The sequence below is a fragment of the Pseudoalteromonas neustonica genome (genome assembly GCF_001653135.1).
Classification (GTDB): domain Bacteria; phylum Pseudomonadota; class Gammaproteobacteria; order Enterobacterales; family Alteromonadaceae; genus Pseudoalteromonas; species Pseudoalteromonas neustonica.
The window spans coordinates 100,467-114,050 of sequence record NZ_BDDS01000002.1 but is presented as its reverse complement, the minus strand read 5'-3'; the positions used below and the strand labels follow the sequence as shown (position 1 = coordinate 114,050).

Sequence of the window (13,584 nt, the reverse complement as noted above, 5' to 3'; positions counted from 1 at the left end):
TGATATGAATGACTTGGTAATTAGCCAGTACCGAGGATCGCAAACCCCTGATTTGATAGAGAGTACGATAGGTAATTACTTCGACAGTATTGTCGACAATAACCCCGAACATCTTGCAATTGTAGTTCATCACCAAAACATTCGATTAAGTTATAGAGAATATCAACAAAAAATTAATCAATTGGCCATGGGTCTACTATCGATAGGTGTAAAGCCGGGTGATAGAGTTGGGATATGGTCTCCAAATAACTTAGAGTGGTGCTTAACCCAATTTGCGACAGCTAAAATTGGGGCCATTATGGTATGTATTAATCCTGCATATCGTCCAAACGAGTTACAATTTGCGCTTAATACGGTTGAATGCTCAACACTCATCACTGCATCTTGTTTCAAAGCGAGTAATTACCTTGCTATGCTAAATGAATTGCTTCCAGAGCTCGAACATACTGAGCCAGGTATGCTCAATGCAAAAAACCTCCCCTATCTAAAAAACATTATTCGGATTGGTAATGAAGCAGCCCCAGGAATGTTTAGTTTTAACCAAATAATGAATATGCCAACTGATGCGCAAAAATTAGCGCTTGTCACGCTCGCAGCAACTTTAAAACCAGAGCAAGATATCAATATTCAGTTTACATCTGGTACAACAGGCAGTCCAAAAGGTGCAACGCTGTCTCATAAAAACATTTTAAATAATGGTTTTCTAATGGCCAATGCCATGCGTTTAACAGCAGATGACAAGCTATGTATCCCGGTGCCTTTATACCATTGCTTTGGTATGGTGTTAGGTAATCTGGTATGTATTAGTAAAGGCGCTACAGCGGTATTTCCTGCTGAATCATTCGATCCAACAATAACCCTCGAAGTAGTAGAAAAAGAGCGATGTACTGCCTTGCATGGCGTGCCTACAATGTTTATTGCTGAACTTGAACTTAAGGACTTTTCCCGTTTTGATTTATCTAGTTTACGCACCGGAATAATGGCAGGCTCGACTTGCCCAGAGCAAGTGATGCGCAAAGTACAGTCACTCATGCATATGAATGAGGTTGTGATTGGATATGGGCAAACAGAATGTAGCCCGATTAATAATGTAACTGAAATAGACTCGTCAATTGAGAAACAAGTAACGACTGTAGGGCGTGCCTTAGCGCATACAGAAGTAAAAATAATAGATGAAGTCGGAAAACTGCAAAAAATAGGATTACCAGGGGAAATATGTAGTCGCGGAGCAGGAATTATGCGTTGTTATTGGAATGATCAGGAAAAAACAGCTGCAACTATCGATCAAGACGGTTGGCTGCACTCTGGCGATTTAGGTGTTATGGATACGCAAGGGTTTGTCACTATTGTTGGGCGCATTAAAGATATGATTATTCGCGGTGGCGAGAATATTTACCCTCGAGAAATTGAAGAGGTGATCTATACCTATCCTGGTATTCAAGATGCTGCAATATTTGGTATAACAGATGAAAAATATGGTGAAGAAGTGTGTGCGTGGATCCAACCAAAAGAGGATGCTGTACTTGATGAGCAAGCGATTCGTGTGTTTTTAAAAGACAAGCTAGCCTACTTTAAAATGCCACGACATATCCGTTTTGTAGAAAACTACCCTATGACTGTAACAGGTAAACTGCAAAAATTTAAAATGCGAGAACAAATGCAAGCAGAACTCAGCGACAAAGCTTTCTCTTAGCTTCACCACGCTAAATACAACAAAGCACAGCCAATCAGCTGTGCTTTTTAAATATTGAATTTGTTATAAATTCAGCATTCTCTTTTTTAAACGTTCTAAATCAATCGCGCTCGAGCGCACCGTTAATTTGATATGGCTGTATTCATATTCTTCTTTAACAACACTCATACTGGATCGAATTTCGCCCACGATACCTTTGGCGGTATACGGTATAACAACCTCTTCTTCAATCATGTCCTCTTGAGCAATATCAATAATGTACTTATGCAGTTTGCTGATATCATCTGGGTTACGCGTAGATGTCATCATCGCATCAGGAAATTCATCCATTAGCGATTGCTGTTGCTCAATACTTAATTGATCTGACTTATTCAGTACCAGTAACTTTTTACTGCCTTCCACTCCAACTTCAGCCAGAACTTTATGCACTACATCAAGCTGTGAGCGAAATGAAGGATCAGATGCATCAACGACATATAACAATAATGACGCATCATGCGCTTCTGCTAATGTTGAATGAAATGAAGCAACTAAATCATGAGGTAATTTTTTAATAAAACCGACCGTATCTGAAACAAGTATACGAGGCTGTGTAATTGGATACAGCGCCCGAACAGTGGTATCTAACGTTGCAAAGAGTTTGTTTTCGCCCTCCACATCACTGCCTGTAATTGCACGCATCATGGATGACTTGCCAGCATTGGTGTAACCAATTAAAGCCACTGAGAATAGCTCAGATCGCTGCGTTCGCCTGTCCATCATTACATCTTGAACACTTACCAATTCGCGCTTTAGTTCTGCTAACTGATCACGTACCTTACGACGATTTAACTCAAGCGTGGTTTCACCAGCACCTTTGCCCATTTGTCGTTCTTTATCACCTGTTGATGTTTCACGAAGTCGTGGTGCTACATAATTAAGACGAGCAATTTCCACTTGTAATTTTGCTGTTTTAGTACGCGCATGACGACTAAATATTTCAATAATTATGCCAGTGCGATCAAATACTTCTACACCTAATTGGTTCTCAACATTACGTAGTTGGGAAGGGGTTAAATCACAGTCAAATACCACTACGTCAGCGCACGCAAAATCAAGTTCATCTGATGGAATTTCTGACGATATTTCAGTTAAAGGAACTTCATCGAGTAAATCATCTGCTAGTTCGTCTTCAACCATTCCTTTATTACCGGTGAGGTGTGCTATTTCTGCTAGTTTACCTGAGCCAAGTACATTAACTTTTTGCGTAGAACTTTGCTTTTGTGATTGTGTGCCCACTACTTTAAATCCTAAAGTAGTCACCAAACGAGCAAGTTCTGCAAGTGATTCAGTTGCTTCGTCACCTTTAAACTGCGGTGTACTAATAGAAATGAGTAACGCATTAGGAAGTGATGGTTTTGCAGTTAGTTGCATAATTTTTTGTGTTAATGCACCCAATAAGTGCAAACCTATTTTTCATTCGAAAGTAGCTTGATCCTACGCTGTTATAGCCTCGCTTTATAGGGTTATAGTTCATTAATGACGTTAATATTTAAAACTAGCGCGTGTTGACCTTTGTGGATTGAAATTTGTTCAATCCACAAAGGTCAACACTGCCTAGGGTAAAGCTATTATCAGTTATTTACGTGTTCAAATGCCCCCACATCTCCTGGAAATACAACAGGTGATTCAAGACCCTCTTTATTTACTGTGGCTACACCAAAGTAATAATTGTCGATCACTACATTAGTGAGTGTCGCTTCACTTACATCGCCTACATAACGGCTAAACTGCCACTGAGGTTCACTAGTGTAACGCCAATAAATACGGTAGCCAGTCGTCGTTTTATCCTGATTTTTTTGCCATTTTAAAGTGGTGCTCGCCTGTACAGCTCCAGATATAGTAACTGCTTTTGGTGGCGCTGGTGCCCATGCCATAGATGCCAAACTTACAGCATTTAATGCCGTTAATTTGGCCGTGTAATCAAAATCAACACCCTTTATTGTATCACCATAAACAACACCCTCTTCAGTACGTAAATCTTGATGTTGATGATTATAGTTTTCGTTGGTTTCCATAACTCTCACTGCGGCGTAGCCCATGTCATTAAATGGTCTATGATGCCCACCTCGGCCAAAGCGGTCGAGTCGATACACTAATAGAGTATCTAGGTTAGGGATATAGCGATCGGCTATTGTGTCGATATAACGCGCTAAGTTACGACTTGCAGAATCTACCTCACCTCCAGTAAAGCGGCGTTTATGTGCTTGCTCTTTGGTTTCGATAACCCGCGTGCCTTCTGAGAAAATTCGGGCTGTTGTATTATCTGTTACACCATTAATACCCGTAATATTACCTATCATATCGTTGTTTAGTACACCGTGAATTTGCCACCTTTGTTTGTTTGCATATTCAGCTAAAATTTTACCACCAAACAAACCTTGCTCTTCCCCTGAAAGCGTAGCATAGACAATTGAGCCATTAAACTTATACTGTGATAGAACACGAGCCGACTCAAGGACACCTGCAACTCCCGATGCATTATCATTCGCCCCCGGTGAATCACTAGTAAAATCCATTACATCACTAACCCGTGAATCTATATCACCCGACATCACTACCATACGATTGGGCTCTGACGTGCCGCGTTGTATTGCAATAATATTTACGACCTCAACAGGTGTGGGGATCCGCTTTTCACCTGAGATCGTCTCTTTTACTTCTATAACCTGCAAACAACCACCACATTGCTTTGATATTTTTTCAAACTCAGCTTTGATCCATCGTCGTGCGGCCCCAATACCTCGAGTGCTTGAGCGAGTATCAGATAATGTATGGCGAGTACCAAAATTAACCAAACTCTGAATATCATTTTCAATACGCTTGGCAGAAACAGCATCAGCAATACGGTGTAGTTTTTCCTGATCTTGATAGTTAAGCTGCTCGCTCAATGCTGATGTAGTTATAAATAAGGAGCTCAACGCCAATGTATAATTTAAAATCGTTACTTTGCTAGTCATTCGATTAAACATAATCCGTACTCATTTTTATTGTAATAAATACTACAGTACGTGAGCTAATTCATTGTGCAAATAGTTTTGAGATAAACGACGACTTAAGTCGGGCAATAGTAAAAATTGATTGAGTAATGAAAATGATAAATTAAAGGGGTGGTAAAATACGAAAGTAAGCAGTAAGCAAGCAATCCCCGACGTTAAGCCGTATTTGTTAGCTGCATACTTTGTCTCTTCCTGTATTTTTTGCTTTGTACAAATTTGTATCCGCTACTTTTAATAACGTATTAAGTGCCATCCCTGATTGCCTTTGTGCAACTCCAGCACTACTGGTTAATGTGATATTTTTATCTGTTAAATTTAAAGATTTTAAACAAGTGCATAAATTAGCTATAAACTCATGAGCTGCCTCTAAATCAAAATCGGGCATAACGACTATAAACTCTTCACCGCCAAAACGTGCAAATTTACATGCTGTATTCTCTAATTGAGTCTGCAATAAAGTGGTAAACCCTATTAACGCTTGATCACCAATATCATGGCCATGGTTATCATTAACTTGTTTAAAGTGATCGATATCTAAAATGGCGACAGAAAAAAAGCGCTCTTTATCTATGAGCTGCTGAACAATAAAATCGAGTATATAGCGCCGATTACACGCACCCGTTAATGGATCTGTATTTGCACGCTGTTGGCTTTTTACATAAGCGCGGTGCTGATTAAATCCAAAAATAGACATACTCACAATAACTAATAAACCAATAACCAAGTAAGCCGTGTTTAGTTGCCCCTCTTTTGCCAATTTATCTAATGCGATTTGCTGATTTTTTAGTTTTTCTTCTGCTAGCTGTAATTTAATTTCTTGTTGGGTTGATTCAAATTTAGAGCGCGCTTCTTGCTCTAATTTTTGTTGCGTGGTTTCTTTTGCTTCATCACTAAGTTTTATATAAAACCAGAGTGATTTTGACGATTCTTCAAAACGCTCAAGCTGTTCGTAACTCTGCGCTTTGAGTGCTAAAGTTTGTCGCATATAACGGTTATTTAGTGGTCGCTCATAATTCGCTAGTAACTTATCTGACTCATGTAGATACTCTAGCGCTTGCTCTGGCTGCTCTAGTGCTAAAAACACACGCGCAAAATTATTATTCAAAGCAATAATATGAGCAGGGTTAATAATCACTTTATAAACGTAATTTTTAGCAAGATACAACAACTGTAACGCTTGCGTATAATCTTTTTGCTTTAATGCAACACGCGCCTTACCAGCCGGAGCCCAAAATAAATAACGTGGTGCTTTTACACTTGCCGAAAGTGTGATCATTTTTTCATAGCACGCAGACGCCAAATCCAGCTGTTCTGCACGGGAGTAAGTTATGCATAATGTATAAAGGATTGGTAAACCATTGACAATATCCCCGTTATTTGTTGCAAGCTCAGCGGCTATTTCAGCGTACTGTATTCCTTGCTCAAATAGCGACATAGTTGAATAGTATGCTGCGAGACTGTCATAAATATACAACATTGTTGTTGTGGACATTTTTGCAGTTTTTGCTTCAATATAAGCATTTTCAATAATCTCTATTGATTTAGGGTATTCCTCTTGCCATAGTAAAAGTACACCTTCAATAGAGATAGCCCTGACGATCATTTCATAATCATTTGCTTTTGCAAAGGCCTCTTGAGATAGCTTAATTTGCCTAAGCCCTTGTGGTAACTGCCCTTGCTCTAGAGAAAAAATACTGCGATATAAGAGCCAGTAACCATGGATCCAATTATCCGTTTTTGGCAGCTGTTGATATGCGAGTTCAAATGTATCTTTAGAGAGATCGATATCCCCCTGAAAAAGATAAAGGCGAGCAAGCAATGTATTATTATAGGCGTGCTGCGTATCAGGTAAGCTTTTATCATCTTGTGATAAAATTAAACGTTTAATTGCTTCATTAGGGTGTGCCATCGCTGTTTTTTCTACAGACAAAAAATCAATATGCTGGGAACCCATAGCAAATAAAAACGGAGTGAATACTACGCAAACACAAAAAAATGAAAAATGAATTATTCGCATTACTGCTTTTTTCTTAGAATTATTAATAAACAGTTGGCTATTATAACGCCAGTTTAAATTAATGCTAGCGTACCTAATAAGTACAGTTTTATTCATTTACTCTGCTTATTTATCAAAGTAAGGTAGGTGCTAAGCAAGTAGTTGATTATGAAGATCAAAATAAAAATATTAACGTTAATATTTTTACATTAAAAAAGGCCCGCGATAAAAGCGAGCCTTTTTAAAAGAAATTAACTGGTTATTACCAACCCGTTTTTTCTTTCAATGCTTTACCGATATCAGCAAGTGAACGTACAGTTTTTACGCCCGCAGCTTCTAATGCAGCAAATTTCTCATCAGCAGTACCTTTACCGCCTGCGATGATCGCGCCAGCGTGACCCATACGCTTACCTTCTGGTGCAGTAACACCAGCAATGTAAGATACAACAGGTTTAGTTACGTTAGCTTTGATGTACTCTGCAGCTTCTTCTTCTGCAGTACCACCAATTTCACCAATCATTACGATTGCTTCAGTTTGTGGATCTTTTTCGAACATTTCTAAAACGTCGATAAAGTTAGTACCTGGAATTGGATCACCACCAATACCAACACACGTAGACTGACCAAAACCAGCATCAGTAGTTTGTTTAACTGCTTCGTACGTTAAAGTACCAGAGCGAGAAACGATACCTACTTTACCAGGCTTGTGGATGTGACCAGGCATGATACCAATCTTAGTTTCGCCAGGAGTGATAACACCTGGGCAGTTAGGACCGATCATACGAGTACCTGTTTGATCTAGTTTAACTTTAACGTCAACCATATCAAGTGTAGGGATACCTTCAGTGATACAAACAATCAGCTCAATGCCAGCATCGATAGCTTCTAAGATTGCATCTTTACAAAAAGGCGCTGGTACATAGATAACTGACGCAGTTGCGCCTGTTTCTTGTACTGCATCACGAACTGTGTTGAATACTGGAAGACCAAGGTGCGTTTGACCGCCTTTACCAGGGCTTACACCACCAACCATTTGAGTACCGTACTCAAGTGCTTGCTCAGAATGGAAAGTACCCTGACCACCTGTGAAACCTTGACAGATAACTTTTGTATCTTTATTGATTAATACAGACATTATTTGCCCTCCGCAGCAGCAACTACTTTTTCAGCAGCGTCTGTTAGTGATTCAGCAGCGATGATATTAAGGTCAGATTTAGCCAGAACTTCACGACCAAGTTCAGCATTAGTACCTTCTAAACGTACAACTACTGGAACGTTTACGCCCACTTCTTTAACTGCGCCAATGATGCCTTCAGCGATCATGTCACAACGAACGATACCACCAAAGATGTTTACTAAAACAGCTTTAACATTATCATCAGAAAGAATGATTTTGAATGCTTCAGAAACACGCTCTTTAGTCGCGCCGCCACCAACATCTAGGAAGTTAGCCGGTTTGCCACCGTGTAGGTTTACGATGTCCATAGTACCCATCGCAAGTCCCGCACCGTTAACCATACAACCAACGTTACCATCAAGGGCTACGTAGTTAAGCTCAAAACTTGCTGCATGTGCTTCACGTGCATCTTCTTGAGATGGATCGTGGAACTCACGGATTTTAGGTTGACGGTAAAGTGCATTACCATCGATACCGATTTTTCCGTCAAGACAGTGAAGATTACCTTCGTCTGTGATTACTAACGGGTTGATTTCAAGTAATGCGAAATCAAAATCAGTGAACATTTTACCAAGACCCATGAAGATCTTAACGAACTGTTTCATCTGCACTGGGTTAAGACCCAATTTGAAACCTAATTCGCGGGCTTGATAAGCTTGAGGACCTACTAACGGATCGATCTCAGCTTTGTGGATAAGCTCTGGTGTTTCTTCAGCAACAGTTTCAATTTCAACACCGCCTTCAGTAGACGCCATGAAAACAACTTTGCGAGATGCACGGTCAACAACTGCACCAAGGTACAATTCGTTGGCGATATCTGTACAGCTTTCTACTAAAATCTTAGCAACTGGCTGACCTTTCTCGTCTGTTTGGTAAGTAACTAGGTTTTTACCTAACCAGTTAGCTGCAAACGCTTTTACTTCGTCGATAGTTTTAACTAGCTTTACACCGCCAGCTTTACCACGTCCACCTGCGTGAACCTGAGTTTTAACAACCCACATATCACCGCCGATTTTCTCAGCAGCTGCTGCAGCTTCTTCAGGTGTGTCGCATGCGAAACCCTGAGAAACTGGTAAACCATATTCGGCAAAAAGTTGTTTTGCCTGATACTCATGCAAATTCATGATGCTTTATCCAATTTTTTATACTAAAAGAGCTGACTATTTTTATAAACAGACAGCTATCCCAAATTGCGCACCTAGTATAGATCCCAAGGCTTAACATGAAAACCCCAGTACGACCAAAGGCGCAAAAAAAAAGCTGTGAATGTTCATTCACAGCTCATATTTCATACAACTAGATTAAACATCTAGCAATAAGCGTGTTGGATCTTCAAGTAACTCTTTAATAGTTACTAAGAAACCAACAGATTCTTTACCATCAATGATACGGTGGTCATAAGAAAGTGCTAAATACATCATAGGAAGTATTTCAACTTTACCATTTACAGCCATTGGACGGTCTTGGATTTTATGCATACCCAAAATTGACGACTGTGGCAAATTAATGATAGGTGTAGATAGTAATGAACCAAATACGCCCCCATTAGTAATAGTGAAGTTACCACCTGTCATATCAGCAAGCGTTAACTTACCATCACGACCTTTAAGGGCTAGTTCACGAATACCTTTTTCAATTTCGGCAACCGATAGCTTGTCACAATCTTTAAGTACTGGTGTCACTAAACCACGAGGTGTAGATACTGCAATACTGATATCAAAATAGTTATGATAAACGATATCGTCACCGTCAATCGATGCATTTACATCAGGGAAGCGCTTAAGTGCTTCAGTCACTGCTTTCACATAGAAAGACATAAAACCTAAGCGAATACCGTGACGCTTTTCAAACACTTCTTGATACTGCTTACGAAGGCTCATGATTGGTTCCATGTTTACTTCGTTAAATGTTGTTAGCATTGCAGTTGAATTTTTAGCTTCAAGAAGGCGTGTTGCGATCGTTTTACGTAAACGCGTCATAGGCACACGTTTTTGTGTACGATCGCCCATAGGTGCAACTGGAGCAGAAACCTCTGCTTTTTTGGCCGCTGGTGCTGGTGCTTTTAAGAAAGTATCAACATCTTCTTTCGTTACACGGCCATTTTTGCCTGTGCCTTTAATTTTAGCAGCGTCTAGGCCTTTTTCAGCAATTAAACGACGTACAGATGGTGTTAACACATCTGAGCTATCGCTTGCTTCTGCAGCTGGTGCAGCATCAGATTTTGCAGCAGGAGCGGCAGCTACACCACCGGCTTGCACTTTACCGATAACTTGTTCACCAAGTACAGTATCGCCTTCTGCATGAATAATCTCACCCATGATGCCATCTTCTTGAGCAACAACTTCAAGAACAACTTTATCTGTTTCGATATCAACCAAGTTTTGATCGCGAGAAACTGCGTCACCTGGTTGAACATGCCAAGTAGCTACTGTCGCGTCTGCGACTGATTCTGGAAGTACAGGTACTTTAATGTCCACTTCTTTACCTTCTGAGGCTGGTGCTGATGGCGCCACTGGCGCATTGTCTTGTTTATCAGAAGCAGGTGCTGCTTCACTCTTCGCGTCTTCGCTAGGCGCTGCTGCATCAGCATCACCAATTAGACCGATTACTTGGTCACCAAGTACGGTAGCACCTTCTTCTTGCGAAATCTCAGTGATCACACCGTCATGCGGTGCAACAACTTCTAAAACCACTTTATCTGTTTCAATGTCTACTAAGTTTTGGTCGCGAGATACTTTGTCGCCAACACTTACATGCCATGTAGCAACGGAAGCATCAGCAACCGACTCAGGAAGAACAGGAACTTTAATTTCTGTGCTCATTGCTTATCCTTTATTTTCAATAGTAAGCGCGTCTGCGACTAGCGCTTGTTGTTCTTTTGTATGCACTGACATATAACCACATGCTGGAGAAGCTGATGCTTTACGGCCAGCATATTTAAGCTTCGCACCTTGTGGGATTGCCTCTACAAAGTGATGTTGTGAACAATACCAAGCACCTTGGTTTTGTGGCTCTTCTTGACACCAAACAAAATCAGATACATGCTGATAACGGGCCATAATGGCTTCCATTTCATCATGTGGGAATGGGTATAACTGTTCAACACGCACAATAGCTACGTTATCAAGTTCAAGTTTACGACGTTCTTGTAGTAGCTCGTAATATACTTTACCGCTACAAAATACAACACGTTCAACTTTAGCCGCGTCAATATCATCGATTTCATCAATCATATTGTGGAATACACCTTCTGACAACTCCTCTAACGTGGACGTTGCAAGTGGGTGACGCAGTAAAGATTTTGGTGTCATTACAATCAATGGACGACGAAGTGGTCTTACTGACTGACGACGCAGCATTGCATATACTTGCGCTGGTGTAGAAGGTACACATACTTGCATGTTGTGATCGGCACATAATTGTAAGAAACGCTCTAAACGTGCCGAACTATGTTCTGGACCTTGACCTTCATAACCATGCGGTAACAAAATTGTAAGACCACATAGGCGGCCCCATTTTTGCTCACCAGAGCTTAAGAATTGGTCAAATACAACTTGCGCGCCATTGGCGAAGTCACCAAACTGAGCTTCCCAAATAACTAATGATGTAGGCTCAGCTGTTGCATAACCATACTCAAAGGCAACAACAGCTTCTTCAGAAAGAACTGAATCGAATACTTGGAAAGTGCCTTGATCTTTACTGATGTTTTGCAGTGGTAAATAGGTAGAACCATCTGTTTGGTTATGAACAACCGCATGGCGGTGGAAGAACGTACCACGCCCTGAATCTTGCCCAGTCATGCGAATATCTGTGCCTTCAGATGCAATCGTTGCATAAGCAAGTGTTTCTGCCATACCCCAATCGAGTGGTTTTTCACCTGTTGCCATTAATTTACGATCATCATAAATCTTTTTAACACGTGATTGCGCTTTATGCCCTTCAGGGTAGCTAGCGACAATTGTACCAAGTTCTTTAAGTTTTTCTATTGATACGCTTGCATCGTATTCTACATTCCATTCATGGCCTACATATTTTGCCCAATCAGAAGAATGTGATGTTTCTTTTTGAATCTCTTCAACAACACAGTGACCGTCATCTAAGCTATTACGGTAATCGTCAGCTAATGCTTTAATTTCACTTTCAGTGAATGACCCTTCCGCTGTTAGTTGATCTGCATAGATTAAACGTGGTACTGGGTGTTTTTTAATTTTTTGGTACATGATCGGTTGAGTCGCATTCGGCTCATCCGCTTCATTATGGCCATGGCGGCGATAACAAACTAAGTCGATGACTACATCACGTTTAAATTGATTTCTGAAATCAAGCGCGATTTGAGTTACAAATGCAACGGCTTCAGGATCATCAGAGTTAACGTGGAAAATCGGTGACTGGACCATTTTTGCGATGTCGGTACAGTAATCTGTAGAACGAACATCGTCTTGTTTACTTGTAGTAAATCCAACTTGGTTATTGACTACAATACGAATACTACCACCACAACTAAACGCATTTGTTTGCGATAAGTTAAAGGTTTCTTGTACAACGCCTTGCCCTGCAATTGCAGAATCACCATGAATGGTAATTGGTAACGCTTTTGAACCGCTCTCACTGTTTAAACGATCTAAACGTGCACGAACTGAACCCATTACAACTGGGTTTACAATTTCAAGGTGAGATGGATTAAAAGCAAGCGCCATATGAACATTGCCACCTTTGGTAGCAAAATCAGACGAATAACCCATATGGTACTTAACATCACCCGAGCTCAGTGTTTCTTTATGTTTACCAGCAAACTCATCGAATAACTCTGATGGGTTTTTACCTAAAACATTAATAAGCACATTTAGACGACCGCGATGAGCCATACCAATGACAGCTTCTTGTTGACCGCTTTCGCCCGCTCGATGAATCAATTCTTTTAGCATCGGTACTAATGCATCACCACCTTCAAGTGAGAAGCGTTTTGCACCAGGGAACTTAGCCCCTAAATACTTTTCCAGACCATCAGCTGCGGTTAACCCTTTTAGGATACGCAACTTTTCATCTTTACTGAAAGTCGGACGCGACTGCACTGATTCCAAACGTTGTTGTAACCAGCGTTTTTCTTCAGTGGATGTGATGTGCATATACTCAGCGCCAACAGAGCCACAATATGTGGTCATCAGAGCTTGATATAACTCACCTAAAGGCATGGTATCGCGGCCAACGGCAAACGATCCCACGTTAAATTCGCGGTCAAAATCAGCTTTAGATAGGTCGTGGTATTCAAGTTCTAAGTCTCGAACGCGTTCACGCTGCCATATCCCTAATGGGTCTAGGTTAGCATTTTGGTGACCGCGGAAACGAAAAGCATTAATTAGCTGGAGTACTTTAACCTGTTTAAGGTCTCCACCATTGCTTTGTGTTACCACTACTTCTCTATGCTTGTTTTTAGCAAGCGCCGCAAATTGTGCACGAACTTCTGAATGCTTAACGTCAACATCCACACCATCTACTTTTGGTAATTGTTCGAACACTTCTCGCCATTCTTCTGGCACAGAAGTCGCATCATCTAAATACGCTTCATAAAGCTCTTCAACATAAGCAACGTTTCCGCCGTTTAAATGTGAAGATTCTAGCCATGCCTTCATCACACCTTCGTGCATTTATAAGCCCTTTTCTTTAGCGCAGAAATTAATTG

General features: G+C 40.6%; 8 protein-coding genes. 1 reads left to right on the top strand and 7 read right to left on the bottom strand.

The features are described from left to right. The first annotated feature begins 4 nt into the window (after positions 1-4). The gene (locus A7967_RS03785; RefSeq protein WP_419761253.1) at positions 5-1,693 is read left to right on the top strand and encodes an AMP-binding protein; all 1,689 of its coding nucleotides are present in this window, start codon (positions 5-7) and stop codon (positions 1,691-1,693) included. A gap of 63 nt (positions 1,694-1,756) precedes the next feature. On the opposite strand, the gene hflX is transcribed toward A7967_RS03785, so the two are convergent. The 7 genes from hflX to A7967_RS03750 all read right to left on the bottom strand — a co-directional run bounded on the left by hflX (position 1,757) and on the right by A7967_RS03750 (position 13,549). After that, positions 1,757-3,106: a GTPase HflX gene (gene hflX / locus A7967_RS03780; protein ID WP_054204803.1), complete on the bottom strand. Its 1,350-nt coding sequence runs from the start codon at positions 3,104-3,106 to the stop codon at positions 1,757-1,759. Positions 3,107-3,306: 200 nt separating this feature from the next. Then, entirely contained in the window at positions 3,307-4,704 is a 1,398-nt protein-coding gene (locus tag A7967_RS03775) for a M28 family peptidase (protein WP_054204706.1), read from the bottom strand. Positions 4,705-4,900: 196 nt separating this feature from the next. Further along, positions 4,901-6,844: a GGDEF domain-containing protein gene (locus A7967_RS03770; RefSeq protein ID WP_054204707.1), complete on the bottom strand. Its 1,944-nt coding sequence runs from the start codon at positions 6,842-6,844 to the stop codon at positions 4,901-4,903. Between the two features lie 145 nt (positions 6,845-6,989). After that, entirely contained in the window at positions 6,990-7,862 is an 873-nt protein-coding gene (gene sucD, locus A7967_RS03765; protein ID WP_054204708.1) for a succinate--CoA ligase subunit alpha, read from the bottom strand. Beyond that, on the bottom strand, positions 7,862-9,028 hold the full coding sequence (sucC, locus tag A7967_RS03760; RefSeq protein ID WP_007375754.1) for an ADP-forming succinate--CoA ligase subunit beta: 1,167 nt from the start codon (positions 9,026-9,028) through the stop codon (positions 7,862-7,864). Before sucC ends, sucD begins: the two co-directional genes overlap by 1 nt. Positions 9,029-9,205: 177 nt before the next feature. Next, a complete protein-coding gene (gene odhB, locus A7967_RS03755; RefSeq protein ID WP_054204709.1) occupies positions 9,206-10,726 on the bottom strand; it encodes a 2-oxoglutarate dehydrogenase complex dihydrolipoyllysine-residue succinyltransferase in 1,521 nt (506 codons plus the stop codon). A 3-nt stretch (positions 10,727-10,729) separates the two neighbouring features. Beyond that, positions 10,730-13,549, bottom strand: a complete 2,820-nt coding sequence (locus A7967_RS03750) for a 2-oxoglutarate dehydrogenase E1 component (protein WP_054204710.1) — start codon at positions 13,547-13,549, stop codon at positions 10,730-10,732. Positions 13,550-13,584: the final 35 nt, after the last annotated feature.